This is a genomic window from Nocardia sp. NPDC047038 (genome assembly GCF_040644075.1).
GTDB classification, from domain to species: domain Bacteria; phylum Actinomycetota; class Actinomycetes; order Mycobacteriales; family Mycobacteriaceae; genus Nocardia; species Nocardia sichangensis.
This window is the reverse complement of sequence record NZ_JBEYVQ010000021.1, coordinates 67,191-93,166: the sequence shown is the minus strand read 5'-3', so window position 1 is coordinate 93,166 and position 25,976 is coordinate 67,191. Positions and strand designations below refer to the sequence as shown.

Sequence of the window (25,976 nt, the reverse complement as noted above, 5' to 3'; positions counted from 1 at the left end):
AGGGCGAGAACATCCCGGAGCCGGGCATTCCGGAATCGTTCAAGGTCCTGCTCAAGGAACTCCAGTCGCTGTGCCTCAACGTCGAAGTGCTGTCGTCCGACGGCGCCGCGATCGAGCTGCGCGAAGGCGAGGACGAGGACCTGGAGCGCGCCGCGGCAAACCTCGGCATCAACTTGTCGAGGAACGAAGCCGCCACCGTCGACGATCTGGCGAACTAGGCGGTCGGCCGGATGCCGTCACGGCATCCGGCCACCCGCAACGGATTACCCAACTAGTGAACTTTTGCTCGAATTCGACCCGCACAGGGGAAAGGAAGTTACGTGCTAGACGTCAACTTCTTCGATGAACTCCGGATCGGCCTGGCCACCGCCGAAGACATCCGTCAGTGGTCCTACGGCGAGGTGAAGAAGCCGGAGACCATCAACTACCGCACGCTCAAGCCGGAGAAGGACGGCCTGTTCTGCGAGAAGATCTTCGGTCCCACCCGGGACTGGGAGTGCTACTGCGGCAAGTACAAGCGCGTCCGCTTCAAGGGCATCATCTGTGAGCGCTGTGGCGTCGAGGTGACTCGCGCCAAGGTGCGCCGCGAGCGCATGGGCCACATCGAGCTGGCCGCTCCGGTCACCCACATCTGGTACTTCAAGGGCGTGCCCTCGCGCCTGGGCTACCTGCTCGACCTGGCGCCGAAGGATCTGGAAAAGATCATCTACTTCGCCGCCTACGTCATCGTGGCGGTCGACGAGGAGCTGCGGCACAACGAGCTGTCCACGCTCGAGGCCGAGATGGAGGTCGAGAAGAAGGCGGTCGCCGACCAGCGCGACGCCGACCTCGAGGCCCGCGCTCAGAAGCTCGAGGCCGACCTGGCCGAGCTGGAGGCCGAAGGCGCCAAGTCCGACGTCCGCCGCAAGGTCAAGGACGGCGGCGAGCGTGAGATGCGCCAGCTCCGCGACCGTGCCCAGCGTGAGCTGGACCGGCTGGAGGAGATCTGGAACACCTTCACCAAGCTGGCGCCCAAGCAGCTCATCGTCGACGAGGTGCTCTACCGCGAGCTGGTCGACCGCTACGGCGAGTACTTCACCGGCGCGATGGGCGCGGAGTCCATCCAGAAGCTGATGGAGAGCTTCGACATCGAGGCCGAGGCCGAGTCGCTGCGCGAGACCATCCGCACCGGCAAGGGCCAGAAGAAGCTGCGCGCGCTCAAGCGGCTCAAGGTCGTCGCGGCGTTCCAGGCCAACGGCAACTCGCCGATGGGCATGGTGCTCGACGCCGTTCCGGTGATCCCGCCGGAGCTGCGCCCGATGGTTCAGCTCGACGGTGGCCGCTTCGCCACCTCCGACCTGAACGACCTGTACCGTCGCGTGATCAACCGCAACAACCGCCTCAAGCGACTGATCGACCTCGGCGCGCCCGAGATCATCGTCAACAACGAGAAGCGGATGCTGCAGGAGTCGGTCGACGCCCTGTTCGACAACGGCCGCCGCGGCCGTCCGGTCACCGGACCGGGCAACCGTCCGCTCAAGTCGCTGTCCGATCTGCTCAAGGGCAAGCAGGGCCGCTTCCGTCAGAACCTGCTCGGTAAGCGCGTCGACTACTCGGGCCGTTCGGTCATCGTCGTCGGTCCGCAGCTGAAGCTGCACCAGTGCGGTCTGCCCAAGCTGATGGCGCTGGAGCTGTTCAAGCCGTTCGTGATGAAGCGCCTGGTCGACCTGAACCACGCGCAGAACATCAAGTCGGCCAAGCGGATGGTGGAGCGGCAGCGGCCGCAGGTGTGGGACGTCCTCGAAGAGGTCATCGCCGAACACCCCGTGCTGCTCAACCGCGCGCCCACCCTGCACCGTCTCGGTATCCAGGCCTTCGAGCCGCAGCTGGTGGAAGGCAAGGCCATCCAGCTGCACCCGCTGGTCTGTGAAGCGTTCAACGCCGACTTCGACGGTGACCAGATGGCCGTGCACCTGCCGCTGTCGGCGGAGGCGCAGGCCGAGGCTCGCGTGCTGATGCTGTCGTCGAACAACATCCTGTCGCCCGCCTCGGGCCGCCCGCTGGCCATGCCGCGTCTGGACATGGTGACCGGCCTGTACTACCTGACCCGTCTGGAAGAGGGCGCGAAGGGTTCCTACCAGCCGGCCACTCAGGACGGTCCGGAGCAGGGCGTGTACTCCTCGCCCGCCGAGGCGCAGATGGCGGTGGACCGTGGTGAGCTCACCGTGCGTTCGCTGATCAAGGTCCGGTTGACCGACCAGCGTCCGCCGAAGGAGATCGAGGCCGAGCTGTTCCCGGAGGGCTGGCGCCGCGGCGACGCGTGGACCATCGAGTCCACGCTGGGCCGGGTGCTGTTCAACGAGCTGCTGCCGGTGGACTACGCGTTCATCAACGAGCAGATGCCCAAGAAGCGCCAGGCGACGATCATCAACGATCTCGCCGAGCGTTACCCGATGATCGTGGTCGCGCAGACCGTCGACAAGCTCAAGGACGCGGGCTTCTACTGGGCCACGCGTTCCGGCGTGACGGTCTCCATGTCCGACGTGCTCGTGCCGCCGGAGAAGGCCGAGATCATGGAGCGCTACGAGGCGCAGTCGGATCAGATCGAGAAGAAGTACCAGCGTGGTGCGCTCGATCACCAGGAGCGCAACAACGCCCTGGTCAAGATCTGGCAGGAGGCGACCGAGGAGGTCGGTAAGGCGCTGCGCGCGCACTACCCGGCCGACAACCCGATCATCACGATCGTCGACTCGGGCGCCACGGGTAACTTCACCCAGACCCGTACCCTCGCCGGTATGAAGGGCCTGGTGACGAACCCGAAGGGTGAGTTCATCCCGCGGCCGATCAAGTCCTCCTTCCGTGAGGGCCTGACGGTTCTGGAGTACTTCATCAACACCCACGGCGCTCGTAAGGGTCTGGCCGACACCGCGCTTCGCACCGCCGACTCGGGTTACCTGACCCGTCGTCTGGTGGACGTCTCGCAGGACGTCATCGTGCGCGAGCACGACTGTGGCACCGAGCGCGGCATCGTGGTGCCGATCGCGGAGAAGCAGCTCGACGGCTCGATCATCCGCGACGCGCACGTGGAGACCTCCACCTATGCGCGCACGCTCGCGTCCGACGCGCTCGACGCGCAGGGCAACGTCATCGTGGGCAAGGGCGCCGACCTCGGCGACCCGGCGCTGGAGGCGCTGCTCGAGGCGGGTATCACCGAGGTGAAGGTCCGCTCCGTGCTGACCTGCACCACCGGCACCGGCGTGTGCGCGACCTGCTACGGCCGCTCGATGGCGACCGGCAAGCTGGTCGACATCGGTGAGGCCGTCGGTATCGTCGCCGCGCAGTCCATCGGTGAGCCCGGTACCCAGCTGACCATGCGTACCTTCCACCAGGGTGGTGTCGCGGGTGACGACATCACCGGCGGTCTGCCTCGTGTGCAGGAGCTGTTCGAGGCGCGCGTGCCGAAGGGCAAGGCGCCCATCGCGGAGGTCTCCGGTCGCGTGCGGCTGGAGGACGACGATCGCTTCTACAAGATCACCATCATCCCGGATGACGGTGGCGAAGAGGTTGTCTACGACAAGCTCTCGAAGCGGCAGCGTCTGCGTGTGTTCAAGCACGACGACGGCACCGAGCGTCTGCTCTCCGACGGTGACCACGTCGAGGTCGGCCAGCAGCTGCTGGAAGGCGCGGCGGATCCGCACGAGGTGCTGCGCATCATGGGTCCCCGGCAGGTTCAGGTCCATCTGGTCCACGAGGTCCAGGAGGTCTACCGCTCGCAGGGTGTGTCGATCCACGACAAGCACATCGAGGTCATCGTGCGCCAGATGCTGCGTCGCGTGACGATCATCGACTCGGGCGCCACGGAGTTCCTGCCCGGCTCGCTCACCGAGCGCGCCGAGTTCGAGGCCGCGAACCGTCGCGTTGTCGCCGAGGGCGCCGAGCCCGCGGCGGGTCGCCCGGTGCTGATGGGTATCACCAAGGCGTCGCTGGCCACCGACTCGTGGCTGTCGGCGGCGTCCTTCCAGGAGACCACTCGAGTCCTGACGGACGCGGCGATCAACTGCCGCTCCGACAAGCTCATCGGCCTCAAGGAGAACGTGATCATCGGCAAGCTGATCCCGGCCGGTACCGGTATCAACCGCTACCGCAACATCCAGGTGCAGCCGACCGAGGAAGCCCGTGCCGCCGCGTACGCGGTGCCGTCCTACGACGACACCTACTACAGCCCGGACAGCTTCGGTCAGACCACCGGCGCCGCGGTTCCGCTCGACGACTACGGCTTCAGCGACTACCGCTGATCCGTCAGCCGTAAGCATCCGGCCCCCGCTCCGTTCTGGAGCGGGGGCCGGATTCGTTTCGCGCGCGGTGGACAACCGGTGGGGAAGCCAGTAAAAGTGGAACAGGTTTCAGTTCTGCTCCTGGAGGTGGCGGTGGACGGCGTGGCGTTGGCGGATCTGGTGGTGGCCGGGTTCCGGAAGCTGGGGTTCATCCAGTACGCGGGGGTGGAATGGGAGGAGTTCGCGGCGGGGCGCAATGTGGTGTCGATCGTGCCGCGGGCGGAACACCTGAACCACAACGGGGATCTGCACGCCGCCGTGTTGTTCGGGATGGCGGAGACCGCCGCGATGGGCGCGTCGGTGTCGGGAATCGTGGACCTGATGGGGGATACGTTCATCGTCGCCAAGGACGGGCGCATCGAGTACAAAGCCCGGGCGAAAGGGGAAGCGGGGCCGTTCCGAGCTACTTCCGCGTTCTCCGGCGAGACGCTGGCGAAGATGCGTGCGGACATCGAGGCGAAAGTGCCGCTCGAACTCGAAGTTCCGGTGGATATCGCCGACGCCACCGGAAAGACCGTGGCCGCAGCGGTGTTCACGGCCGTGCTGCGTCCGCGCCGGACGTGACCTCACCGCTCGCTGTCGAGCATCGCCATCTGTGCCGTGGCGTAGCGTTCCCCCGCGACTCGGTCTGCGGGCACGGCCGACTCGATGGTGGGCAGCTCCTCGTCGGTTAGCGAAAGATCAAGGGCGCGAACAGCTTCCGCCCAGCGTCCGCGTCGGCGGGTGCCGATGAGCGGCACGATGTCCGCGCCGCGGGTCAGTGCCCAGGCGATGGCCAGTTGCGCCACCGAGGCGTCCTTGCGCGCCGCGATCTCGTTCAGCGCGCGGACCAGCTCCAGATTCCGGTCCAGGTTCTCGCCCTGGAAGCGTGGGCTGTGCGCGCGGAAATCGGTCGGGTCGAAGGTGGCGCCGGGCTGGATCGCATCGCTGAGCAGACCGCGTGAGAGCACGCCGTAGGCCGTGACGCCGATGCCGAGCTCGCGGCAGACGGGCAGGATGCGCTCCTCGATGCCCCGCGAGATCAGCGAATACTCGATCTGCAGGTCCACGATGGGATGCACGGCCGCCGCGCGCCGGATGGTTTCCGGGCCGACCTCGGACAGGCCGACATGGCGGACGTATCCGGCTTCGATCAGCTCGCCGATGGCGCCGACGGTGTCCTCGATCGGCACGTCCGGATCCAGCCGGGCGGGTCGGTAGATGTCGATGTGGTCGACGCCGAGCCGCTGGAGGCTGTAGGCCAGGAAATTGCGCAGTGCGGCGGGACGGTTGTCCATGCCGACGAAACCGCCGTCAGGGCCGCGCAGCGCGCCGAACTTCACGCTCAGCACCACGTCCTCGCGAGGACGTTCGGCGATGGCCTTGCCGATCAGCATCTCGTTGTGGCCCGCGCCGTAGAAATCGCCGGTGTCGATGAGGTTGACGCCGGAGTCCAGCGCCGCATGGATGGTCGCGGTCGATTCGGCGTCGTCGGTCGTGCCGTACGCGCCGGACATGCTCATAGCGCCGAGGCCGATCCGGCTGACGGTCGGACCGGTGGCTCCCAGCCGCACTTCGTCGATCTTCGTTGTCGTCATGGGACCAGCCTGAACCGTGCGGGACCACCGCGGGAGAGATCGTTTATCGGGGGAGCGGCGATCCCTGGCTGAGCACGCCGTTTCGGGGGACAGTGAAAACCATGGACCGCCCCGAACTCGCCGACTTCCTGCGCCGTCGCCGGGAGCAGCTCACGCCCGCCGACGTGGGATTGCCGCCCGGCATCCGGCGGCGCACGCCGGGGCTGCGCCGCGACGAGGTCGCCCTGCTCGCGGGCATCTCGACCGACTACTACACCCGGCTCGAGCAGTCACGCGGTCCGCGTCCGTCCACCCAGGTGCTCGCGTCGCTCGCGCGCGCCCTGCGTTTCGACAACGACGAACGCGACCACCTCTACCATCTGTGCGACCACGCCCCGCCGGGCCGCGAGACGACCGACAAGCACGTGGGCCCCGGCCTGATGCACTTGCTCGCCAAGCTCGACGACACCGCGGCCACGGTCGTCACCGATCTCGGCGAGGTGCTCGTGCAGAACCGGATGCACACCTTGCTGGTCGGCGATCACGGCGAACGGCGCGGCTGGGACCGGTACTACGCCTACCGCTGGTTCACCGACCCGTCCGCGCGCGCGACCTTCCCGGAGGAGGATTGGGACCGGCTCAGCCGCCATCACGTCGCGGATCTGCGTGCCACGGCCGCGCGCCGGGCGGCCGATTCGGACGTGATCGAGTTCGTCGCGCGACTACGCTCCGCGAGCGTCGAGTTCGACCGGCTCTGGAACGAACACGAAGTAGCCGTGCGGCTTTCGGATATCAAGCGCATCCTGCATCCGCAGGTCGGGCTGATCGACATGGTCTGCGAAACGTTGCTCACGCCCAACTCCGCCCAGCGCCTGCTGGTCTACCTCCCGCGCCCCGGCACGGACGCGGCCGAGAAGCTGGACCTGCTGCGGGTGATCGGCACGCAGCGGTTGACGCCCGTCGACCGGCTCGACTAGGGCGCGGTGACGTACTCGAGCGCCGCGTCGACGGCGGGCTGTCCACCGCCGATGACGTACCCGGCCATCGCGCCGATCGCGGCGCCCGCGACCGCGGCGACGGGCACCGTGATGAAGTCGATCACGAAAAGGCCGAGCGGGAATCCGACGATGAAGCCGATGGCGGCGCCGATCCCCGCGCCCGCCAGGATGGTCGGCATGACCTTCTCGGCCTCGGCGTAGAACCGCTCCTGGGCGCTGACGTCGCGCAGCGGCGCGTCGGCCATGGCGACCGGCGCGACGGTGAGCCGATGTCCCGCGTCCTCGAGTACGGGCCGCAGGGACACGCGCTGGTCCCCGATGCGCAGCGTCATCGGCAGCGCGGCGACGATCTGGCCGTCGCGATCGGCGACCGTCACCACCCGGTCGTCGTGGGTCAGCTCGAACGTTCCGTCCTGGAGGGTCGCCACCGCAGCACGGCGATCCTCGCTGGCGGCGACCTCGTAGGCGACCTGGTGGAACGTGCCGTGCAGGTCGAGCGGCGCGTCGGCGGGCGCGGGCTGCGCGTGCGCGGCGCTCGTGGTGAGTGCGGTGGCCGCCAGCGCAACCAGAGTGGTCGCGGTGAATTGGATGATCCTCATCGTGCTCTTTCCGTGTCCCGCCCCGTGTCCGGTTCGTCCGGACAAGATACCGCTCGACGGGCTCGATCAGAAGGGTTGAGCGACAGTTCATCACCGATTGCGGCGGCGAAAGTATCTGTCGCACTTCGCCGGCGAGTGCCTGTAAAGCGGGAATCGGTCGCCGGGGCGGGCTTCGGCCCGGCGTCGTCGGGTCGGCCGCCGTGTCGTGGTTTCTCGGCCGACCGTCGGTCGAGTTGCCGGATCCGGGCGATGCGATTCCCTCTTGACGTCCGCGCCGTGCTGCGCAACACTGAACTAGATGGTTCAGTATGACTTCTTGGACGCCTCCTTCGGAGCGCTCGCGGATCCCACTCGGCGTGGCATCCTCGAACGCCTCGGCAGTGGGCCCGCGACCGTCAGCGAACTGGCGGAGCGCTTCGAGATGACGCTCACCGGCATCAAGAAGCACATCCAGTTGCTGGAGGCGGCGGGCATGGTGGTGACGGAGAAGCGCGGCCGGGTGCGGTACTGCCGCCTCGGCGAGAACGTCTTCGACCGCGAAGTGGCCTGGATGCAGGGCTACCGGCGGATGGTGGAAGCGCGGCTGGACCGTCTCGGCGAATTCCTCGGACGAACGGAGCAGGAGCGATGAGCACAACCACGAACGACGCTGTCATCACGGCCGACACCGACCGCGCGATCCACATCGAGCGGGTCTTCGACGCCCCGCGCGAGCGGGTGTGGGCCGCCTACAGCAGGATCGAACAGCTCGCCCAGTGGTGGGGTCGCGGCAACCGGCTCGACATCGAGCGCTGGGAGTTTCGTGCCGGCGGGCACTGGCGTTTCATCGAGCACGCCGAGGGGGAGACGCACGGCTTCGAGGGCCGCTTCCGCGAGATCACCCCGCGGGAGCGCATCGTGTACTCCTTCGAGTGGGATGGTATGCCCGCCCACGTGGCCATCGACAGCGTCAGCTTCGTCGATCTCGGCGACGGCCGCACCAAGGTGGTCACCGACAGCCAGTTCCACACGCCGCAGGAACGGGACGGGATGCTCCAGTCGGGTATGGAGTCCGGGCTCAACGAGAGCTACCGCGCACTGGACGCACTGCTCGCCCGAGGCTGAGACCCTACGCTTCGGCTCCGGTCGCGTGAGCGGAGCCGAAGCGTGGGGTGCGCCGTCTCGTGTCGGGGGAATCGGCGGCCGATCCAGGCGCGTCTACGGACGCGAACGGCCGTCCGGCTCGGGACGGTGGCGGCGGCAATCCTCAACAGGTGGCGGTGCTGACAACAGCGGGGCCGCCGGGCGGAGCCGGATGAGATCGCGGCGCGGTTCAGTCCCTGGCCGGGCCGATCCGGCGCTTGCGCGGCTTCAGATGCAGGCCGGGCAGGGGCGGCGCGGGAATGCGCTGCCCCGGGGTGTGGCCCGCGATGTCGGCGAACCGGCTGACGTCGTGATTCTCCCAATCGGCGCGGGCGGCGACGATGTCCTCGTGGCTGCGGCCGACGAAGTTCCACCACATCACCAGTTCCTTGCCGAACGGCTCCCCGCCGATCAGCGCGACGTGCGCGCCGCCGGAACTGGTGAGCTGGAGTTCGTCACGGCCGGTGCCCAGGTACAGCAGCGGTCCAGCCGCGAGTTCGTCGCCCGCGACGGTCACCTCGCCCTCGATCACCAGCACAGCGTGCTCGAAACGAGGGTCGAGCGGGAGAGCGACATCGGCTCCCGGCTCGAGCCGCACATCGGCGCCGACGATGGGTGTGTAGGCGATGGCGGGCGAGGTCTTCCCGGCCAGCGACCCGATCAGCACGATCGCTCGCAGGCCGGGCGCTTCGACGACCGGCAGTTCACGATGCTGCTCGAAATGCGGCGCGATGCCGGTGCGGTGGCCCGGCAGGGCGATCCACAGCTGCAAGCCGTGTCCGGCGGGCGCGCCGGGCACGGCGTACTCGGAATGGGCGATGCCGCGCCCGGACGTCATCAGGTTCAGCTGACCGGGTTCGATCTCCACGTCCGACCCGACCGAGTCGCGGTGCCGGATACGGCCTTCGAACGGCCAGGTCACCGTTTGCAGGCCGATGTGCGGATGCGGATCGATGTCCGGCGGCGCGCCGGTCTTGGTGACCGTCGGCGAGCCGAAGTGGTCGAGAAAACACCACGCGCCGACGGTGGGCAGATCGCGCTGGGGCAGCACACGTTCGACGTACACACCGCGCACGCCGCCGAGTGGCACCTCGCGGGCCGGATAACGCTCCGCGACCGGGCCGGGGCCGGGCGCGGGTTCACACAGCGTCTCAGCCGGGCGCGGATCCAGGTCACTCACCGATCGACGCCCTTGCCGATCACGTGCTTGTCGTAGTCGGGGTGCTTGTCCAGGTACGCCTTGATGAACGGGCACACCGGCCGGATCACCCGCCCCCGCTCCACGACGTCCTCGATCGCGCTCTTGGCCAGGACCGAGCCGAGGCCCTTCCCGGAGAACGCGCCGTCGACCTCGGTGTGCGTGAACACCGTCTCGTCGTCGCGTTCCTCGTAGTCGGCGAAGCCGGCCAGCTCCCCGCCGTAGAACACCTCGTAGCGATGCCGCTCGTCGTTGCGGACGACCTTGGACTCCGAAGCCGATTCGGTCATGGTTCCCTTCTCCTTCCGTGCGCGAACCGGATGCCTGCTGAGAATCGAGACCCGGTTGAACGCGCCGATCGTGGTGGCCACCCAGATGACGACGGACAGCTGGTCATCCGTCAGATACCGGCGAGCAAAAGCGTACTCACGCTCGATGACGTGCTCGTCCGGGAGCGTCGCCGTCACTTCCGCGATCGCGAGCACGGCCTGCTCGAAGGGCGGGTACGTGCCGCCGCGCCGCCAGCCGGGCAGCACCGCGATCTCCTGATCGGTGGCCCCGGCCGCCAAGGCCGCCCGGTAGTGCACGTCGAGGCAGTACGCGCAACCGTTGATCTGGGAGACGCGCAGATTGATCAGTTCGATGATCCGGCGATCCAGCCCCACGTCCGCGGCGGCGGCCCTGACCTCGCTCGCGACGCCGTTCAGTGCGCGGAACGCGGTGGGCGTCCGTTTGTCGATCCAGACGCGATCTCGCGGGGCTTCGGGGCTCATATTCATGGGATGTTAGCGGCCGCCGGTAAACGGCGCAGACCGCGCCGCCGGAGAAACGGACTTCGGTCCGGGGAAGCGCGTGGTAGGGAAGGAGTTCGTGGTGGGCCGGGCCCGCACGCGACCCCGGACCACCGCCGCGCTCATCCGATCTCGGTGAACCGTCGCAGCTGGAACGGTTCGACCAGGACGTCCTGCAACGCCGTCGCCAAGGCCTTCAGGTGTGGCGTCTGGAAGTGCGCGGCCAAGGCGTCCTCGTCGGCCCACTCCTCGAGCAGCACCATCCGGCTCTGGTCGGTGGGATGCAGGTAGAGCTCGTATCGGACGCAACCGTCCTCGGCGAGCGTCGGTTGGATCATGCCTTGCAACAGGTCCTTCAACTCCGCCTCGCGACCCGGCTTGGCGGTGAAGCGGACGTTGAGCGTCAACGTCGACATGAGCGTCTCCTGATCTCGTGGTGGGTTATTCGCGGCCCGCCGACGTGAACGACATGTCCGCGTACCGGGTGCCGGTCACCCGGCTCGCGATCGGCTCCAGTGTCGCCAGTTCGTCGGCGGTGAGCGAAATGGTCGCGGCGGCCACGTTGTCGGCGAGCCGGGTGCGGCTGCGCGTGCCGGGGATCGGGACCACTGCGAGGCCGTGCACAGCGGCCTGTGCGTGCACCCAGGCCAGGGCCACCTGCGCCAGGGTGATGCCGCGTGCCTCGGCGATGGCCCGCAGCGGGTCGAGCAGTTCGGCATTGCGCGCCGCGTTCTCGCCGGTGAAGCGCGGCATCGTGGAACGGAAATCGCTCCTGTCGGCGGTGCCGGTGAACGATCCGGTCAGGAAGCCGCGACCCAGCGGCGAGTACGGCACGAAGGTCACACCCAGCTCCGCCGCGGCGGGCACCACGGTGCGTTCGACGTCCCGGGAGAACAGCGACCATTCCGACTGCACGGCCGCGATCGGGTGCACCGCGTGCGCCGCCCGCAGTTCGGCGCCCGTGACCTCGGACAATCCGAGCGCGCGCACCTTGCCCTCCCGCACCAATTTCGCCATCGCGCCGACCGTGTCCTCGATCGGCACGGCGGGGTCCTTGCGGTGCATGTAGTACAGATCGATGGTGTCGACCCGCAGCCTGCGCAGGCTGCCCTCCACCGCGGCGCGGATGTAGGCGGGGGAGTTGTCGAACCCGCGGAAGGCCGGGTCGTCGGCCTTGCGGACGATGCCGAACTTGGTGGCGATCACCAGCCGGTCGCGCTCGGCGCCGAAGAAATCGCTGAGGAATTCCTCGTTGTGCCCGGAGCCGTAGACATCGGCGGTGTCGAACAGAGTGACACCCAGTTCCAGCGCCCGATCCAGGGTCGCCCTGGATTCGGTGAGATCGCTGGGCCCGTAGAACTCGCTCATGCCCATGCAGCCCAGACCCTGCGTCCCCACCTCGATGCCGCTGGTTCCCAGGGTGGTGGTGGGCAGGCTGTCCGTGCTCGTCATAGCTTGATTCCTTCGCTGTCGTGCGCGGTGACCATGGCCGGGGGAGCTGTCTCGACTTTGCCCTCGTACAGGGCGATCTTGTGGTCCAGCACGGCCAGGGTCTGACGGAGTTCATCGATCTTGGCGAGTACCTCGGCGCGGGTGTCCCGGAACATCTCCAGCCGCTGCGGGAGCGTGGCGTCTCCCGTCCGCACCAGCTCGGCGTAGCGAACCATGTCCGCCACCGACATGCCGGTCGTGCGCAGCCGCCCGATCAGCGCCAGCCATTCGAGATCCCGGTCGCTGAACCGGCGCTTGCCGGAGTGGTCCCGGCCGATGTAGTCCATCAGCCCGATCCGTTCGTACCAGCGCAACGTATCCCGGCTCAGCCCCGATCGCTCGGACACCTCGCCGATCGAATACCGCGGCAGCTCCCGGTCGTCACTCGCAGTCACCGGAAACGCGGTTTCACTCATGACTTCACTCGCTGACGCTCGTTCACTGCACTCGCCCTTCTCGTTGAACACTGACGACGCTAATCACCTGGAGTGCACTCCAAGCAAGACCCATTCTCCGGTTGTTTCTCCCGGCTGTCGCCGTCACCGCGAGACCGGCTTCGCGTCCTGTCGCGCGACGGTGTCGACGAAGTCGGCGACCAGCGGGGCGATCTCCGGGAGGAACTCCTCGAGCGCGAAATGGCCGGTATCGAAAACGTGCAGATCGGCGTCCGGTAGGTCGCGGAGGTAGGCGTGCGCGCCCGGCTCGGGAAAGAAGGCGTCGTTTCTTCCCCAGACGATCAATGTGGGTGGGCGGTGCGACTGCAGCCAGCGCTGCCAAACGGGGTAGAGCTCGACATTGGAGTGGTAGTCCAAGCCGAGCGCGATCTGTGCCCGCTGCCGCTCGGGGCGGTCCAGGAAGTACTGGTCGAGCACCCATCCGTCGGGTGCGACGAGTTCGGAATCGGTGGTGCCGCCCAGGTATTGGCTCTGGGTCACCGGCAGGGTGAGGATCTGCTGGATGTTGTCCTCGGCGCCGGGCACGCCCGGCCGGTTGGCGACGGTCTGGCGCGCCAGTTCGGACAACCCTTCGGCGTAGGCGTTGGCGTTCTGGATCACCAAGCCCGCGATGCGGTCCGGTTGCCTGGTGGCCAGCCGGAACCCGACCGGGCCGCCGAAGTCGAAGACGTACATGACGAACCGGGTCAGGCCGAGCGCCTCGACGAAACCCTCCAGGACGTCGGCGAGCGAGTCGAACGAATAGGGGAAGTCGGCGGGCGCCTCGGTGTGTCCGAAGCCCGGGTAGTCCGGCGCGACCACGTGGTAGCGGTCGCCGAGCGCGTCGATGAGCCTGCGGAACTGGTGGGAAGCGGATGGGAATCCGTGGAGCAGGAGAAGCGTGGGCGCGTCGGCCGGTCCGGCCGTGCGATAGAAGACGCGCACGCCGTCGACCTCGACGAACCGGTGCGAGACCTTGGCGATGTTCACAGGACCACCTAAACGAGAAGAAGTTTGCATTAAGATCGTGGCAGGGCTGACGGATCGACGCAAGGGAAAGCTGTTCGATGGCAGAGGAGATCAGGCCCGGTGCGGTCCGCCCGGGCGGGAGGACGGCGCGCACGAAGCGGGCCGTGCTCGCGGCGACGCTGACGGAACTGGTCGAGAACGGCTACGCGGGAACAAGTCTGGAGAAGATCGCGGCGCGAGCCGGCGTCGCGGTGTCCACCCTGTACCGGCGCTGGGGCGGCCTGGATCGCGTGATCCTCGAGGCCGGGATGGATGTCGGCACGGGCATCGTCACGCCGGACACCGGGGACTTCGAACGCGATCTCATCGACTTCGCCCGCGCCGTGGTGGAGGTGTATCGGAATCCGGTGGCGGAGCACTGGCTGTACGCGATGGTGGTGGCCGCGACCAGGGATCCGTCCGCTCGCGCCACGTTCTCCCTGCTGTTCGAGAACCGCTTCGCGGAGGTGGTCGTCATCGTGCGGCGCGCGCTCGAACGCGGTGAGGTGCACCCCGACACCGATCCGGCGGAGGTGATCCGGTCGGCAGCCGCTCCGATCTACTACCGCATGCTCGTCACCGGCGAGCCGGTCGACGACGCGGTGGCCGAGCGCGCGGCGCGTACGGCGGCGCTGGCCGCCCGGGCGGGGGTGCTCCGGGCGGACTGACGCGCGTCGGTCAGCTGCTGTAATCGGGCAGCTGCTGGACGGCCCATTTATTGCCGTCCGGATCGGCGAAGTAGGTGAACCGGCCCCAGGCGAGGTCCTCGACCGGCGCGGCGTCCACACCGGCGGCGATCAACTGCTGGTAGGCGTCGTCGGCGCTGGCGACCACGATCTGCATGCCTCGGACGCTGCCGGGTTCCGCGTCGGTGATGCCCTCACCGAGACAGATCGAGCATCCGGAACCGGGCGGGGTCAGTTGAACGAAGCGCAGGTTCTCGTTCACCCGGTGATCGTGGTCGGCGTTGAAGCCGATCTTGGTGTAGAAGTCCTTGGCGCGGTCGACATCGGTCACCGGAATGGCGACGAGTTCGATTTTCCAATCCATCCGGCGAGCATTCCATCGTGCACCGACAAAGTCCCGGATTCCGGCCTACCCTGGGCACATGCCTGGAAAGGACATCGACCGGATCAGGGCTCGTTCGGCCTGGGCGACGGTCAAGGAAAGCCCGGTGATCACCGCGATAGCGGTCGCGCCGTTCGCGCTCGCGCTCGGCGTGGTGTGGTGGTTGTTCGGGGGACTCGCCGCGTTCGCGCTGCTGCTCGTGCTCGGCGCGGTCGTCGTGGTCGGCGGCAGATTACTGCGCTGACCGCGCGTCCGGATCGCGCGCGGTCAGCGCGGGACGTGGAATTGCACCAGCTCTCCGGTACCCGGATCGACGTCCGCCCAGTCGCGGTCGAAGCGCAGTACCGCGAGCGCCGAAGTCGGAAACTTCCGGCTGAGTTCGACCGCGGGGGCGCTGTCGCGATTGCTCGCCAGCTCCCAAGCCGTCCACGGCATGCCCGGCGCGTGGCCGACCACCAGCAGTGTCGCCACGTCGTCGGCGCTGAGGCGGACCAGCTCGATCAGCGTTTCCGGCGTGGCCTCGTAGATCCCCGGTTCGAAGACCACCGGCGCGGTGATGCCGGTCGCGGACAGCGTCTGCCTGGTGCGGGTGGCCGTGGAGCAGTGCACGGCATCGATCGGCGGCTGGGTCGCGCGCAGCCACTCACCCGCGAGTCCGGCCTCGCGCCTGCCTCGCGGCGCCAGCGGTCGCTCGTGGTCGTCGACGCCGTCCGGATAGGCCGATTTGCCGTGCCGCATGAGGATCAGAGTCCGCGCCATGGAGATACGGTAAGCCCTCCGGGCGAGAGGTCCCGACCACACTCGAGGCAAACTGAAAGCGGCATCACATCACGTGCTCCCGCGGGCGACCCTCGCGGCGGACGTGACGGACGCCGCTCATCTGTCCACCACAACCCCTGGGTGGCCACAGCCCACGTACTTCTTCGAGGATCAGCACAATATGGCCTACGTAATCACGCAGCGTTGTTGCAACGACGCCAGCTGCGTCTCCGAGTGCCCGGTCGACTGCATCCGTCCCACTCCGGACCAGCCGGAGTTCGCGACGACCGAGATGCTCTACATCGATCCCGACACCTGTATCGACTGCGGCGCCTGTGTCGACGCGTGCCCGGTGGAGGCCATCTTCTCCGAGGACGACCTGACCGCTTCGCTGGCGCGATTCCGCGACATCAATGCCGCCTATTTCCAACGGCATCCGCTGGAATCCAACTTCGATCCGATCGTCACGCCCTCGCGTCCGCCGAAGGAGCTGGGCACCCTGCGCGTCGCGATCGTCGGCGCCGGGCCCGCGGCCTGCTACGCGGCGGACGAACTGTTGCGCAGGGCCGACGTGGAAATCGAGATGTTCGACCGGCTGCCCACCCCGTGGGGTCTGGTGCGTGCGGGCGTCGCGCCCGACCATCCGGGCACCAAGACGGTCTCGGGCATGTTCGAGTCCGCGTTCCGCCGCGAGACCCTGCAGTACTACCTGAACGTCGAAGTGGGCACGCACATCTCGCACGAGGAACTGCTGCGCCACCACCACGCCGTGATCTACGCGGTCGGCGCCTCGAGCGATCGCAAGATGGGCGTCCCGGGCGAGGACCTGCCGGGCAGCCACTCCGCCACCGAGTTCGTCGCCTGGTACAACGGCCATCCCGACTACGCCGACCGGACCTTCGATCTGTCCGGTGAGCGCGCGGTGATCGTCGGCAACGGCAACGTCGCCTTGGACGTGGCGCGCGTGCTGACCGTCGATCCGGACGAACTCGCCAAGACCGACATCGCCGATCACGCGCTGGATGCCCTGCGGCAGAGCAATATCCGTGAGGTCGTCGTGCTCGGCAGGCGCGGCCCGCTCCAGGCGGCCTACACCTCGCCGGAGTTCCTCGCGCTCGCGCATCTGAAGGGCGTCGACGTCGTCGTGGAGGAGGCCGACCTGGAACTCGACCACGCCAGCCAGGCGCTCGTGGACGACCCGCAGGTGGAGCCGTCGCTGGCCTTGAAGTACACCCTGGCCAAGGAGTACGCGGGCGGGCGCAGGGCCGAGGGCAACAAGCGGATCGTCTTCCGCTATCTGACCTCGCCCACCGCGCTGACCGGCACCGATCGGGTGGAGTCCATCGAGATCGTGCACAACGAGTTGTTCGACGACGACGGTCAGCTCGTGGCGCGCCCGACCGACCGCACCGAGAGCATCGAGACTTCGCTGGTGCTGCGCTCGATCGGCTACCGCGGCGAGCGGATCGGCGAGCTGCCGTTCGACGAGCGGCGCGGCGTCGTGCCGAACGAGCACGGCCGGGTCGTCGGCGACGACGGGACGCTGCTGAGCGGCGTTTACGTCAGCGGATGGATCAAGCGGGGACCACGCGGCGTCATCGGTTCCAACCGAACCGACTCCGAGGAGACGGTGGAGCTGCTGCTCGCCGACTTCACCGCGGGCAAACTCGCAGCGCCGCAGGCCGACCGCGCCGCGCTGAAGGCGCTGCTCGCCGAGCGCCAGGCCGACTTGGTGGACCGGGCGGGCTGGCGAGCGATCGACCAGGCGGAAAAGTCCGCGGGCAAGTCCGCGGGCCGCCCGCGGGTCAAGTTCACCACCCGCGAAGACCTGCTCAAAGCCGCCCGCGGCTGACGACCCAGGACGCCGGTCGGATCACCCCGCGACCCGACCGGCTCCGATCCCCAGGCCCCCGACGTGGCCCAAGCATCGGCTGGATCCAACGAGGACGCAGGTGGATCTTCTGCGAGAACCGGCCTACTCATTTCGCAGGTACATGGGGTAACTCGTCGGGTACGCCCAAAGCCCGAGCGGCACCCACGCAAGACCTGAACGCAACTGCTGAGCCCCTCACCAGTACGGCCTGAAGACACGGAGAGGCGGAACAGCCTAAATACCCGGAGAGGCGGACAGCGGCATGATGCGGACCACGGTTGTGGTGGTCCCGCCGACCACGAACCACAGCCGCAACACCGGCTGGCCGGTCCGATCCCCGGGTTCGTACCGGCTGCGCACGCTCACGTGCTGGCGTGCCAGCACCGGCGCCACGTATTCGATCACCGCGCGGTGTGGACCCGCGAGCAGTTTGGGATATTCGACCAGGAACTGTTCCACCGCTTGCCAGTAACAGGCATTGTTGACGTGGTTGTACTGGTCGATATCGGTGGCCCGCACCGGGAACGGTAAGTCGGTGTCCGACTCCGGCGGTGTGGCGTCGGTCAGGTAGGGCCGCCACCGCAGGCGGTGTTCGGTGGACGTGCGGGCGAGGTAGGCGAGGCCCTCGTCGCTGATCCGCGCGGGCATGCCGGTGGACTCGCTGATATTGATCCAGAAGCCCTCGGTCTCGATCAATCCGCCGTTGCCGCTGGTGATCCGCACACGCATATTGGTCCACCGGGTGGACATCGCCGAGCACCACCGCAGCAGCTGCACGTCGTCCGGCCACAGGATCGGCCGGATGACGTCGATGACGGTGCGCCGGACGATCCAGTTCGGGTCCGACCGGTGGAAGAACGTGCTGTGCAGGTTTTCCCAGGCGATATCTTGCAGGTAGCGGGCGACGGCGTCGAACCGCAACCGGTTGTAGGGATCCACATCGCCAGCCCGGATGGGCCACGCCGAAGTAAAGCCCATGCCCTCCTCGGGAAGCGGGGCGAGTGGCTGATCGAGTGACACTTGTGCTCCTCGCGCTGCACGGTGTGCCGCGTTTTCTTCGTGCGGTGCTGTTGTGACGACTTTACGGGGCGTACGTCACACCCTCGCGTCGAGCCGTCCCTACCTCCTTAATAGTCCGTCTGCGGGGATCTGGGCCAGCAAAAACGGGTCTTGCGCGCGCGAGAGACTCCGACGCACGGTCGCGGCGGTTCGGCGGGCGTGGAGCATGGCCGTGCGGGGGTCAGTACCCCTGGTACGCGCCGCCCGAGTTCACGGCGGCGACACCCGGCACGTTGCCGAGCGAACCGTAGCGGTCGATCGAGTACCGCACCCCGGCGATGATGTTGTCGACCGGGTTCCAGACGTCGTCGTGGCCCGGCGCCTTGTACGCGTTGAACGTGCTGTCGATGGTCTGCATCAGACCCTTCGACGGGTGCCCGGCTACCCAGTTGCTGTCCCAGCGGTTCTCCGCGTACGGATTGCCCGCGGATTCGTGCTCGATGATCAGCGCGATGGCCCGCTCATCGATCTGCGCTGGGTCGTACCCCATCGCGATGAGCTTCTGCTTCGCCTCGGCGATCCACTGCGCGACGTCACCGGTCGGCATGGGCCCCGACGGCGCGGACGAACTCGTACCACCGTGATACGGCGTGCTCGACGAGGTGCCATGCGGCGACCCGGAGTTGTGGTGCCCGGACGTCAGCTGGCTCGATTGGTGCGACGACGGTGCGGCGACGGGGGTCCCCGATGCGGCGGCCGGTGCGGTGGCGGCGGGCGTGGTGGGGGCCGCGGGCACGTTCGCGCTGGGCTCGCCGAGCCCGGCGAACGCCGCCTCCAGTTTCCCGGCCGCGCTCTCGACCTGCGTCTTCGCTTGGTTCGCCACGTCATCGGCGGTCTTCAGGGCGTTGGTCAGCTCCCACGTCCGCGAGGCCGCCTGTAGTGCTTCCTGGAAGACGAGCCCTTCGACGTCGGCTTTGTCCGCGTGCGAGCGCAGGTAGTCGATGCGCGTCTTGGCGTCCACGGTGCCGTTGGGCGCGACGTCGAACGGCGGCGTCTGGTTCAGCGCGTCGTCGCGCAGGCTCAATACCTTGGCTTTCGCTTCGGTGAGGTTCTGCACCTGGGTGGTGAGCGCCGTCTTCAGCTCGAGCAGGGCGGCGCTCACCGCGGAAGCGCGGGTCTTCTCGGTCTGCATCCTGGCGTTCGCGGCGTCGCCCGCGGAACCGGACCACTGCTCGGCGTCGGCGAGTGCTCTCGTGTCGTCCGCGCCCTTGCCGACCGCGGTGTCCAGGCCCTGCGACATCCGTTCGGCGAGCGCGCCCGCCGCCGTGAGCTGCTCCGGCTGCCAGTTCTCGACGTCTGGGATGCTGAGCGTCATGGCACCTGGAGTCCTATGGTGCGAAGTTTCGCCGCGAAGTCGTCCTCGACCAGCTCGTACTTGCCCGCCGCGTTGTGCAGGTTGTCGGCGATCGTGCTGAGCCGCGAGCCGATCCGCTCCAGGCAGCGGTGCGCGGCGTCGTTCGCGCGCTGGGCCGCAGGGCCGAACTCGGTGCCTGGCAGCGCCCCGACGACAACGCCGAGACTCTCGCCGCCGCCGAGGTCGGCGACCGAGGTGGCCTCCGTACGGAGAGTCTGCGCGAACGAGCGCAGCGCCGCCGGATCGACTTGCATCGTCGTCGCAGGTTGCGATTGGTTTTGCTCGACCATGAATCCCCCTTCCCTCCCGACCGCGAGGTCGCGGCCAGCATAGCAAAATCGGGCGTCCGGACGGGCGTCGTCGGACCGCGCCGGTTATGTTGTCGGTGTGGCGCCGGCCGCGGATCAGGCCGGTGCGAGGACAGAGAGGTCGGCACATGCGCGCAGCCCAGGTCAGCAAGCTGGAAGGCCCGGAAGCGATCCGGATCGTGGACATTCCGGAGCCCGCGGCTTTCCCGGGCGGGGTCGTGATCGACGTGCACGCGGCCGGTGTGGCCTTCCCGGACGTGCTGATGACGCGCGGCCTCTACCAGATGAAACCCGAACTGCCGTTCGTCGTGGGCGGCGAGGTCGCGGGCATCGTCCGGGAAGCGCCCGAGGACGCGCACGTGCGACCGGGTGACCGGGTGATCGCGCTGACCATGCTGGGCAACGCGCTGGCCGAGACGGCCGTCGCGCCCGCGCAGATGGTGTTCCGGCTCCCCGACAACGTCTCGCTGGAGGCGGGCGCGGGCATTCTGTTCAACGACCTCACCGTGCACTTCTGCCTGCGTACCCGGGGCAGGCTGGCGGAAGGTGAGACGGTGCTCGTGCACGGCGCCGCGGGCGGCATCGGCACCTCGACGCTGCGCATGGCGGCGGCGCTCGGGGCGGGCCGGGTGATCGCCGTGGTGAGCACCGAGGCGAAGGCCGAGGTCGCGCGCGCCAACGGGGCCACCGACGTGGTGCTGACCGACGGCTGGCTGGCGGCGGTGAAGGAGCTGACCGGCGGCCGCGGCGTCGACATCGTGCTCGACCCGGTCGGCGGCGACCGCTTCACCGACAGCGTTCGGTCGCTCGGCTCGGCGGGCCGGTTGCTGGTCGTCGGCTTCACCGCAGGGGAGATCCCGACCGTCAAGGTCAACCGGCTGCTGCTGAAGAACGTGGAGGTGACCGGCGCGGCGTGGGGCGAGTGGGTGATGTCGCATCCGGGCTATCTGCAGGAGCAGTGGGCCGAGGTGGAACCGCTGCTGGCCTCCGGCAAGATCGCCCCGCCGGAGCCGGTGCTGTACCCGCTGGACAAGGCCGCGGAGGCGGTCGCCTCGCTGGACAACCGGACGGCCACCGGCAAGGTCGTGGTCACGCTGCGCTGAGGCATTCCGGCCGCGTCATGAAGCTGTCCAACCGGGTACTGAACCGGACCCTGCTGGCCCGCCAGCATCTACTCGAGCGCTCGCGGTTGACGGTGCACGAGATGTGCGACCATCTCGTCGGGTTGCAGGCGCAGGATTCGCTGCCGCCGTTCGTCGCATTGTGGAGCCGCGTAGCGGCTTTCGATCCGGCGACGGTCTCGGACGCGCTGGAGGACCGGTCGTTGGTCCGGATCACCCTGATGCGCGGCACCATTCACCTGGTCACGCCGCCCGACGCGGTGCGGATCGCGCCGCACATACAGCCGGAACTGGAGAAGGTGCCGTTCCGGAATGGGTTCAACTACGGCGCCATGGTCGGACTGGATCCGGAGGAGGTGCGCGGGCACGGCGAAGCCGCGCTCGCCGACGAGCCGATGTCCGCGGCGGACCTGCGCGCCCGCGCCGCCGAGTTGTACCCCGACCGCGACCCTGGCGCGGTGCTGCAGACCTGGCTGTACCAGCTCCCGGTGTTGCAGACCCCGCCGCGCGGCAAGTGGAAGGACAACAGCAGGCCGATCTGGTCGCGGGTCGAGCCTTGGTTGGGCGCGCCGCTGGACCCCTCGTATCCCTTGGCGGAGTTGATCTTCCGCTATCTGCGTGCTTTCGGGCCTGCGAGCACCATGGACATGCAGACCTGGTCGAAGTTGCTCGGGATGAAGCAGGCCGTCGCGGAACTGGGCGACCGGGTGCGCACCTACACCGACGAGCGCGGTCGGACGCTCTACGACATCGCAGACGGTGAACTTGCCGATCCGGACATTCCCGCCCCGGTGCGGCTGCTCGGCTGGTACGACAACGCCTTGCTGTCGCACCAGGATCGGACCCGCATCGTGTCCGACGGCGCGGCCCCTCCGCTGCGCGCCTTCGCGGCTCAGGTCTCGCCGGTGCTGGTCGACGGCTTTCTCGCGGGCGTGTACAAAATCTTCACGAACGCGGGAACCGCCCGGCTCCGCATCAGTCCGACCCGGAACTGGACCGGGGCGGAGCGCGCGGATGTCGAGGCGGAGGCGCATGCTCTGCTCTCCTTCTTGGAGGCGGACAAGCAGGGCAGCGTGGAAATCCTCGACGTGCACGCCGGCCTGCGCCCCTGACCGGGGTCGCTCACTGCTCGCGGGCTGGTCGGTAGGCGGGCGCTTTGGTCGTCCCGGTCGGGCTCAATGTGCGCAACAGGGGCAGCGCCCGGCGGGACACCACGGTGGAAAGAACGATGACGCTGTGCGAGCGCACCACCGAGGAGGTCCGGTCGATGCTCAGCAGCACGGCCTGCAACCCCGCGTGCGAGTCGGCCCCGATCCGGCACAGCACGTCGCCGGTGCCGGTCGTGGCGTAGGCCTCCAGCACGCCGGGGATGGCGTCGAGCTCGGAGGCCACCGCGTCCAGCGCACCCTGGGCTATCTCCAGCGTGACGAAGGCCTGCACGTCGAACCCCGCGGCGGTGACATCGATCTGCGGGTCGTAGGAGGCGATCACGCCGGACTCCTCCATGCGCGCGATCCGGGACTGCACGGTGGCCCTTGCCACTCTGGTCCGCCGGGACAGTTCGAGAATGCCCGCCTTCTGGTACTCGTGCATCGCGGACAGGATGGCGAGATCGAGTTCGTCGAGCTTCGCCGATGTGCGCGCCATGCCGGCCTCCGTTCGCCGCACCGGGCTCGCTGCCCGGCCCGCTCATGCTATTCAAATTGTCCAGCATGGCCCGCCACTTCCTAGCCGAATTCGCCACACTGACTACCGGGAATCGGCGCTGTTGCCTAGCCGACGGAACCGGCGATTTCCTTGGAACATGACCATCGAGCACCTGCCGGACACCCGGTCCGGCGCCGTTCCCAGCGACGGCGAGCTGCGCACGCTCGTGGGGCTGGTGGACCACGACAACAGCGGTGACCCGTTTCCGGTCATCGGGTGGGACGCTCTGGTCTGGGCGGTGGGCAACGCCACCCAGACCGCGCACTTCCTGGAATCCGCCTTCGGCATGCGGTTGGAGGCGTACTCCGGTCCGGAGACCGGCAATCGCGACCACAAGGCATTCGTGCTGCGTAGCGGTGCGGCGCGTTTCGTGATCACCGGAGCGGTGCACCCGGACAGTCCGCTGGCCGCCCATCACAATCGACACGGCGACGGCGTGGTGGACATCGCGCTCGAAGTGCCCGACGTCGACCGCTGTGTGGCGTGGGCGCGCACCCACGGCGCCACCGTCCTGGTCGAACCGCACGACGAGACCGACGACTTCGGCACGGTCCGCTCGGCCGCGCTGGCCACCTACGGCGACACCAGGCACACCCTGGTCGACCGTTCCGGCTATTTCGGGCCCTACCTGCCCGGCTATGTCGCCCGCCGCTCCAACTACCAGCGGCGCGACGGCGCGCCCAACCGGTTGTTCCAGGCGATCGATCACGTCGTGGGCAACGTGGAACTCGGGCGGATGGACGAGTGGGTCGAGTTCTATCGGCGCGTCATGGGTTTCACCAACATGGCCGAGTTCGTCGGCGACGACATCGCCACCGAGTACTCGGCGCTGATGAGCAAGGTCGTCGCCAACGGCAACCATCGGGTGAAGTTCCCGCTCAACGAGCCCGCCGTCGGCAAGAAACGCTCCCAGATCGATGAGTACCTGGAGTTCTACCGCGGCCCCGGTGTCCAGCACATCGCGCTCGCCACCGGCGACATCCTCGGTTGCGTGGACGTTTTGCGCAGGGAGGGTGTCGAGTTCCTGGAGACGCCGACGGCCTACTACGAGGATCCCGAATTGCGCGCCCGCATCGGCCGGGTCCGCGTCCCGGTCGAAGAACTCCAGCGGCGCGGCATCCTCGTCGACCGTGACGAGGACGGCTACTTGCTGCAGATCTTCACCAGACCGCTCACCGACCGCCCCACGGTCTTCTTCGAACTCATCGAACGCCACGGCTCCCTCGGTTTCGGCAAGGGGAACTTCAAAGCTCTGTTCGAGGCGATCGAACGCGAACAGCAAGCCCGGGGCAATCTGTAATCGGAGCCCGCGCCGCGACGGCTCGCCCGGCTGTCGCGGGCAGCGCTGCCCGGCCGTGTTCGCCGGACGGTCCGCCCGGAGCGCAATCGGTAGAGTTCTTGCCATGCGGATCAAGTCGGCGGTCGTGACCGCGACAGCCTTGGTGCTCGCACTGGCGGGTTGCGGTTCGAGCGGAGACTCCGAGGACCCCGGTCCGTCGCGGCCTGCGCCCAAAGTGGTGGCCATGGGTCCGTTCGTCGGGGAGTGTGGGCACGTGACCGACGACGAGGTGCGCGCTCTGGGCGGGCTCGGCCGGATCTCCGGCGTCTTCCGCAATGCCGTCGGCTGCAATTGGCAGTCGGCCGGCATCGGTTCTGCCAGTATCACTTTCGCTTCCTATCGAGGGAGTCCGATCGAGCGTGAGCGGGCGTGGGTGACCGTGAACGGCCGAGCCCCCGATCCGATAAAGGTCGGTGGGCGCGAGGGTTTCGCCGCCTTGGATCCGAGTGGACAGATCTGCGACCTCGCCGTGCAACTCGGTGACGACTTCTTCGAATGGTCGACGAACATCGGGAATTTCAGCACGGGCTCCGGCAACCCGTGCGACCGCAGCCGTGCTCTCGCCGAGCTGACTCTGCAGCGGATGCAGTGAGGGGGAGGGCATGAACGTGCGACGAGTCCTGCGCGGGCGAGGCGCGGTGGCCGCCGCTGCGGTAGCGGTGGCGCTGTCCGTGGGCGGCTGTAGTCAGGTGGTGCCCGGTTCGCCGCAGCCGGTGGGCGGAAGCCAGCCGGTCAACACCAGGCTGGACAAGTTGCTGCGCGAATGCATGATCCTGTCCGAGGATCAGATCGGCAAGGCCGTCGGCGAGGGCGTCACGGTCAGCGAGTCGTTCTTCGGCGCGGTGTGCATGTGGGATCTGATCGGCGCGCCCGGCGGCAACGGGATGGCCACGCTCAACTGGTACGAGAACGGGACGCTGAGCAACGAGAAGCAGACGAACAACAAGCTCGGCTACGAGACCACCAACATCACCATCCAGAGTTCGCTGGCATTGCAGATCCGCAGGCCGAAGGACCCCGATTCCTGCGGCGTGACGGCGAGTGCGCCGGACAACGGCGTGATCGGCTGGTGGATCAACTACCGCCCCGGCTCGGCGCATCCCGACCCGTGCGACGCGGCCAAGAAGCTGATGGAAATGACCTTGAACCTGGCCAGGTAGACGATCTTCGAACCGACCCACTTTGACCCTGTGTCCCGGCCACGGGTATCGTGGACCGCTGTGCCCGGAAGCATGCGGGCAAGTTCGTGCGTGACCGTAGGCCAGCGAGAGCGGCCGACGATTCCAGCGTGCCCGGAATAAGGGCTCTGCGCCGCGCGCGACACGCCCGACCTCGGGACGCGAGAAACGTGGCCGGACGTGCGAGTGAAAGCTCGATGACAGCGGCGTGAACGACGGGCCTCGAAGTGGAAGCTTGTCTCCACGAAGGGCCCCGGGAACGCCGCGAACTTAAAACAGACACCAAGTCCACACACCGCGTTAACTAATTAAGGAAAGCCGGTCTATGCCAACCATCAACCAGCTGGTCCGCAAGGGTCGCCGCGACAAGGTCGCCAAGACGAAGACCGCGGCCCTGAAGGGGAGCCCGCAGCGTCGTGGCGTGTGCACCCGCGTGTACACCACGACCCCGAAGAAGCCGAACTCCGCGCTGCGCAAGGTCGCGCGTGTTCGCCTGACCAGCTCGGTCGAGGTCACGGCCTACATCCCGGGCGAGGGGCACAACCTGCAGGAGCACTCGATGGTGCTCGTGCGCGGCGGTCGTGTGAAGGACCTCCCCGGTGTTCGTTACAAGATCATTCGCGGCTCGCTCGACACCCAGGGTGTGAAGAACCGCAAGCAGGCCCGCAGCCGCTACGGCGCCAAGAAGGAGAAGAGCTGA

General features: G+C 68.0%; 29 protein-coding genes. 15 read left to right on the top strand and 14 right to left on the bottom strand.

The window, feature by feature from the left end:
• The 3 genes from ABZ824_RS35580 to ABZ824_RS35570 form a co-directional block, all read left to right on the top strand.
• Positions 1 to 218: hypothetical protein (locus ABZ824_RS35580; RefSeq protein ID WP_356968766.1), on the top strand; the 218-nt coding region annotated here is incomplete at its 5' end.
• A 102-nt stretch (positions 219 to 320) separates the two neighbouring features.
• Positions 321 to 4,274, top strand: a complete 3,954-nt coding sequence (locus ABZ824_RS35575; protein ID WP_355080071.1) for a DNA-directed RNA polymerase subunit beta' — start codon at positions 321 to 323, stop codon at positions 4,272 to 4,274.
• A 78-nt stretch (positions 4,275 to 4,352) separates the two neighbouring features.
• Entirely contained in the window at positions 4,353 to 4,877 is a 525-nt protein-coding gene (locus ABZ824_RS35570; RefSeq protein ID WP_356968764.1) for a DUF4442 domain-containing protein, read from the top strand.
• Between the two features lie 2 nt (positions 4,878 to 4,879).
• Here ABZ824_RS35570 and ABZ824_RS35565 read toward each other — a convergent pair whose 3' ends face one another.
• Positions 4,880 to 5,890: an aldo/keto reductase gene (locus ABZ824_RS35565; protein ID WP_356968763.1), complete on the bottom strand. Its 1,011-nt coding sequence runs from the start codon at positions 5,888 to 5,890 to the stop codon at positions 4,880 to 4,882.
• 101 nt (positions 5,891 to 5,991) lie between these two features.
• Here ABZ824_RS35565 and ABZ824_RS35560 point away from each other — a divergent pair, with 101 nt between their 5' ends.
• Complete coding sequence (locus ABZ824_RS35560; RefSeq protein ID WP_356968761.1) at positions 5,992 to 6,846, top strand: helix-turn-helix transcriptional regulator; 855 nt, start codon at positions 5,992 to 5,994, stop codon at positions 6,844 to 6,846.
• On the opposite strand, the gene ABZ824_RS35555 is transcribed toward ABZ824_RS35560, so the two are convergent.
• Positions 6,843 to 7,466 (bottom strand): hypothetical protein, encoded by a 624-nt coding sequence (locus ABZ824_RS35555; RefSeq protein WP_356968759.1) that lies wholly within the window; start codon positions 7,464 to 7,466, stop codon positions 6,843 to 6,845. The two genes, ABZ824_RS35560 and ABZ824_RS35555, sit on opposite strands and share 4 nt — an antisense overlap.
• A gap of 298 nt (positions 7,467 to 7,764) precedes the next feature.
• On the opposite strand from ABZ824_RS35555, the gene ABZ824_RS35550 reads away from it, so the two are divergent.
• The gene (locus tag ABZ824_RS35550; protein WP_355080061.1) at positions 7,765 to 8,097 is read left to right on the top strand and encodes a metalloregulator ArsR/SmtB family transcription factor; all 333 of its coding nucleotides are present in this window, start codon (positions 7,765 to 7,767) and stop codon (positions 8,095 to 8,097) included.
• The gene (locus ABZ824_RS35545; protein ID WP_356968757.1) at positions 8,094 to 8,570 is read left to right on the top strand and encodes an SRPBCC family protein; all 477 of its coding nucleotides are present in this window, start codon (positions 8,094 to 8,096) and stop codon (positions 8,568 to 8,570) included. The genes ABZ824_RS35550 and ABZ824_RS35545 overlap by 4 nt, the downstream gene beginning before the upstream one ends.
• A 208-nt stretch (positions 8,571 to 8,778) precedes the next feature.
• Here ABZ824_RS35545 and ABZ824_RS35540 read toward each other — a convergent pair whose 3' ends face one another.
• The 6 genes from ABZ824_RS35540 to ABZ824_RS35515 form a co-directional block, all read right to left on the bottom strand.
• Complete coding sequence (locus tag ABZ824_RS35540; RefSeq protein WP_356968755.1) at positions 8,779 to 9,768, bottom strand: pirin family protein; 990 nt, start codon at positions 9,766 to 9,768, stop codon at positions 8,779 to 8,781.
• On the bottom strand, positions 9,765 to 10,559 hold the full coding sequence (locus ABZ824_RS35535; RefSeq protein ID WP_356968753.1) for a GNAT family N-acetyltransferase: 795 nt from the start codon (positions 10,557 to 10,559) through the stop codon (positions 9,765 to 9,767). Before ABZ824_RS35535 ends, ABZ824_RS35540 begins: the two co-directional genes overlap by 4 nt.
• A 140-nt stretch (positions 10,560 to 10,699) precedes the next feature.
• Entirely contained in the window at positions 10,700 to 10,993 is a 294-nt protein-coding gene (locus tag ABZ824_RS35530) for a putative quinol monooxygenase (RefSeq protein WP_355080053.1), read from the bottom strand.
• Positions 10,994 to 11,018: 25 nt separating this feature from the next.
• Positions 11,019 to 12,029 (bottom strand): aldo/keto reductase, encoded by a 1,011-nt coding sequence (locus ABZ824_RS35525; protein ID WP_356968750.1) that lies wholly within the window; start codon positions 12,027 to 12,029, stop codon positions 11,019 to 11,021.
• Positions 12,026 to 12,484, bottom strand: coding sequence for a MerR family transcriptional regulator (locus ABZ824_RS35520; protein WP_355080049.1), 459 nt, complete (start codon positions 12,482 to 12,484; stop codon positions 12,026 to 12,028). Before ABZ824_RS35520 ends, ABZ824_RS35525 begins: the two co-directional genes overlap by 4 nt.
• 123 nt (positions 12,485 to 12,607) lie before the next feature.
• Entirely contained in the window at positions 12,608 to 13,492 is an 885-nt protein-coding gene (locus ABZ824_RS35515) for an alpha/beta hydrolase (protein WP_356968748.1), read from the bottom strand.
• 77 nt (positions 13,493 to 13,569) lie between these two features.
• Between ABZ824_RS35515 and ABZ824_RS35510 the strand changes: the two genes are divergently transcribed.
• The gene (locus ABZ824_RS35510; RefSeq protein ID WP_356968746.1) at positions 13,570 to 14,178 is read left to right on the top strand and encodes a TetR/AcrR family transcriptional regulator; all 609 of its coding nucleotides are present in this window, start codon (positions 13,570 to 13,572) and stop codon (positions 14,176 to 14,178) included.
• Between the two features lie 10 nt (positions 14,179 to 14,188).
• On the opposite strand, the gene ABZ824_RS35505 is transcribed toward ABZ824_RS35510, so the two are convergent.
• Entirely contained in the window at positions 14,189 to 14,560 is a 372-nt protein-coding gene (locus ABZ824_RS35505; RefSeq protein WP_355080043.1) for a glyoxalase superfamily protein, read from the bottom strand.
• A 58-nt stretch (positions 14,561 to 14,618) separates the two neighbouring features.
• On the opposite strand from ABZ824_RS35505, the gene ABZ824_RS35500 reads away from it, so the two are divergent.
• Positions 14,619 to 14,822: a hypothetical protein gene (locus tag ABZ824_RS35500; protein ID WP_355080041.1), complete on the top strand. Its 204-nt coding sequence runs from the start codon at positions 14,619 to 14,621 to the stop codon at positions 14,820 to 14,822.
• A 23-nt stretch (positions 14,823 to 14,845) separates the two neighbouring features.
• On the opposite strand, the gene ABZ824_RS35495 is transcribed toward ABZ824_RS35500, so the two are convergent.
• Positions 14,846 to 15,337: a histidine phosphatase family protein gene (locus tag ABZ824_RS35495; protein WP_356968744.1), complete on the bottom strand. Its 492-nt coding sequence runs from the start codon at positions 15,335 to 15,337 to the stop codon at positions 14,846 to 14,848.
• 181 nt (positions 15,338 to 15,518) lie between these two features.
• On the opposite strand from ABZ824_RS35495, the gene ABZ824_RS35490 reads away from it, so the two are divergent.
• Positions 15,519 to 17,189, top strand: coding sequence for an FAD-dependent oxidoreductase (locus ABZ824_RS35490; protein ID WP_356968743.1), 1,671 nt, complete (start codon positions 15,519 to 15,521; stop codon positions 17,187 to 17,189).
• A gap of 255 nt (positions 17,190 to 17,444) precedes the next feature.
• On the opposite strand, the gene ABZ824_RS35485 is transcribed toward ABZ824_RS35490, so the two are convergent.
• From ABZ824_RS35485 to ABZ824_RS35475, 3 genes are all read right to left on the bottom strand, one after another.
• Positions 17,445 to 18,230 carry an acyl-ACP thioesterase domain-containing protein gene (locus tag ABZ824_RS35485; protein ID WP_356968741.1) on the bottom strand — a complete coding sequence of 262 codons (786 nt, stop codon included), beginning with the start codon at positions 18,228 to 18,230 and terminating at the stop codon, positions 17,445 to 17,447.
• Between the two features lie 220 nt (positions 18,231 to 18,450).
• Positions 18,451 to 19,584, bottom strand: coding sequence for a transglycosylase SLT domain-containing protein (locus ABZ824_RS35480; RefSeq protein ID WP_356968739.1), 1,134 nt, complete (start codon positions 19,582 to 19,584; stop codon positions 18,451 to 18,453).
• Entirely contained in the window at positions 19,581 to 19,913 is a 333-nt protein-coding gene (locus ABZ824_RS35475) for a type VII secretion target (protein ID WP_356968737.1), read from the bottom strand. Before ABZ824_RS35475 ends, ABZ824_RS35480 begins: the two co-directional genes overlap by 4 nt.
• 146 nt (positions 19,914 to 20,059) lie before the next feature.
• On the opposite strand from ABZ824_RS35475, the gene ABZ824_RS35470 reads away from it, so the two are divergent.
• Both ABZ824_RS35470 and ABZ824_RS35465 read left to right on the top strand, forming a co-directional pair.
• Positions 20,060 to 21,034, top strand: a complete 975-nt coding sequence (locus ABZ824_RS35470; RefSeq protein ID WP_355080029.1) for an NADPH:quinone oxidoreductase family protein — start codon at positions 20,060 to 20,062, stop codon at positions 21,032 to 21,034.
• A 17-nt stretch (positions 21,035 to 21,051) separates the two neighbouring features.
• Positions 21,052 to 22,164, top strand: a complete 1,113-nt coding sequence (locus tag ABZ824_RS35465) for a winged helix DNA-binding domain-containing protein (protein ID WP_356968736.1) — start codon at positions 21,052 to 21,054, stop codon at positions 22,162 to 22,164.
• Positions 22,165 to 22,174: 10 nt separating this feature from the next.
• Here the strand turns inward: ABZ824_RS35465 and ABZ824_RS35460 are convergent, their stop codons facing one another.
• Positions 22,175 to 22,699 (bottom strand): Lrp/AsnC family transcriptional regulator, encoded by a 525-nt coding sequence (locus ABZ824_RS35460; RefSeq protein WP_355080025.1) that lies wholly within the window; start codon positions 22,697 to 22,699, stop codon positions 22,175 to 22,177.
• Between the two features lie 157 nt (positions 22,700 to 22,856).
• Here ABZ824_RS35460 and hppD point away from each other — a divergent pair, with 157 nt between their 5' ends.
• The 4 genes from hppD to rpsL all read left to right on the top strand — a co-directional run bounded on the left by hppD (position 22,857) and on the right by rpsL (position 25,976).
• Complete coding sequence (gene hppD, locus ABZ824_RS35455) at positions 22,857 to 24,059, top strand: 4-hydroxyphenylpyruvate dioxygenase (protein WP_355080023.1); 1,203 nt, start codon at positions 22,857 to 22,859, stop codon at positions 24,057 to 24,059.
• 103 nt (positions 24,060 to 24,162) lie between these two features.
• Complete coding sequence (locus tag ABZ824_RS35450; RefSeq protein ID WP_356968733.1) at positions 24,163 to 24,690, top strand: DUF3558 domain-containing protein; 528 nt, start codon at positions 24,163 to 24,165, stop codon at positions 24,688 to 24,690.
• Positions 24,691 to 24,700: 10 nt separating this feature from the next.
• Positions 24,701 to 25,258: a DUF3558 domain-containing protein gene (locus tag ABZ824_RS35445; protein WP_356968731.1), complete on the top strand. Its 558-nt coding sequence runs from the start codon at positions 24,701 to 24,703 to the stop codon at positions 25,256 to 25,258.
• A 343-nt stretch (positions 25,259 to 25,601) separates the two neighbouring features.
• Complete coding sequence (rpsL, locus tag ABZ824_RS35440; protein WP_039801925.1) at positions 25,602 to 25,976, top strand: 30S ribosomal protein S12; 375 nt, start codon at positions 25,602 to 25,604, stop codon at positions 25,974 to 25,976.

What these genes read in the sequence shown, in the direction of transcription:
- ABZ824_RS35565 (WP_356968763.1), bottom strand. Translation starts at nt 5,890, where the DNA reads ATGACGACAACGAAGATCGACGAAGTGCGGCTGGGAGCCACCGGTCCG.
- ABZ824_RS35560 (WP_356968761.1), top strand. Translation starts at nt 5,992, where the DNA reads ATGGACCGCCCCGAACTCGCCGACTTCCTGCGCCGTCGCCGGGAGCAG.
- ABZ824_RS35555 (WP_356968759.1), bottom strand. Translation starts at nt 7,466, where the DNA reads ATGAGGATCATCCAATTCACCGCGACCACTCTGGTTGCGCTGGCGGCC.
- ABZ824_RS35550 (WP_355080061.1), top strand. Translation starts at nt 7,765, where the DNA reads ATGGTTCAGTATGACTTCTTGGACGCCTCCTTCGGAGCGCTCGCGGAT.
- ABZ824_RS35545 (WP_356968757.1), top strand. Translation starts at nt 8,094, where the DNA reads ATGAGCACAACCACGAACGACGCTGTCATCACGGCCGACACCGACCGC.
- ABZ824_RS35535 (WP_356968753.1), bottom strand. Translation starts at nt 10,559, where the DNA reads ATGAGCCCCGAAGCCCCGCGAGATCGCGTCTGGATCGACAAACGGACG.
- ABZ824_RS35530 (WP_355080053.1), bottom strand. Translation starts at nt 10,993, where the DNA reads ATGTCGACGTTGACGCTCAACGTCCGCTTCACCGCCAAGCCGGGTCGC.
- ABZ824_RS35525 (WP_356968750.1), bottom strand. Translation starts at nt 12,029, where the DNA reads ATGACGAGCACGGACAGCCTGCCCACCACCACCCTGGGAACCAGCGGC.
- ABZ824_RS35520 (WP_355080049.1), bottom strand. Translation starts at nt 12,484, where the DNA reads ATGAGTGAAACCGCGTTTCCGGTGACTGCGAGTGACGACCGGGAGCTG.
- ABZ824_RS35510 (WP_356968746.1), top strand. Translation starts at nt 13,570, where the DNA reads ATGGCAGAGGAGATCAGGCCCGGTGCGGTCCGCCCGGGCGGGAGGACG.
- ABZ824_RS35505 (WP_355080043.1), bottom strand. Translation starts at nt 14,560, where the DNA reads ATGGATTGGAAAATCGAACTCGTCGCCATTCCGGTGACCGATGTCGAC.
- ABZ824_RS35500 (WP_355080041.1), top strand. Translation starts at nt 14,619, where the DNA reads ATGCCTGGAAAGGACATCGACCGGATCAGGGCTCGTTCGGCCTGGGCG.
- ABZ824_RS35495 (WP_356968744.1), bottom strand. Translation starts at nt 15,337, where the DNA reads ATGGCGCGGACTCTGATCCTCATGCGGCACGGCAAATCGGCCTATCCG.
- ABZ824_RS35490 (WP_356968743.1), top strand. Translation starts at nt 15,519, where the DNA reads ATGGCCTACGTAATCACGCAGCGTTGTTGCAACGACGCCAGCTGCGTC.
- ABZ824_RS35480 (WP_356968739.1), bottom strand. Translation starts at nt 19,584, where the DNA reads ATGACGCTCAGCATCCCAGACGTCGAGAACTGGCAGCCGGAGCAGCTC.
- ABZ824_RS35475 (WP_356968737.1), bottom strand. Translation starts at nt 19,913, where the DNA reads ATGGTCGAGCAAAACCAATCGCAACCTGCGACGACGATGCAAGTCGAT.
- ABZ824_RS35470 (WP_355080029.1), top strand. Translation starts at nt 20,060, where the DNA reads ATGCGCGCAGCCCAGGTCAGCAAGCTGGAAGGCCCGGAAGCGATCCGG.
- ABZ824_RS35465 (WP_356968736.1), top strand. Translation starts at nt 21,052, where the DNA reads ATGAAGCTGTCCAACCGGGTACTGAACCGGACCCTGCTGGCCCGCCAG.
- ABZ824_RS35460 (WP_355080025.1), bottom strand. Translation starts at nt 22,699, where the DNA reads ATGGCGCGCACATCGGCGAAGCTCGACGAACTCGATCTCGCCATCCTG.
- hppD (WP_355080023.1), top strand. Translation starts at nt 22,857, where the DNA reads ATGACCATCGAGCACCTGCCGGACACCCGGTCCGGCGCCGTTCCCAGC.
- ABZ824_RS35450 (WP_356968733.1), top strand. Translation starts at nt 24,163, where the DNA reads ATGCGGATCAAGTCGGCGGTCGTGACCGCGACAGCCTTGGTGCTCGCA.
- ABZ824_RS35445 (WP_356968731.1), top strand. Translation starts at nt 24,701, where the DNA reads ATGAACGTGCGACGAGTCCTGCGCGGGCGAGGCGCGGTGGCCGCCGCT.
- rpsL (WP_039801925.1), top strand. Translation starts at nt 25,602, where the DNA reads ATGCCAACCATCAACCAGCTGGTCCGCAAGGGTCGCCGCGACAAGGTC.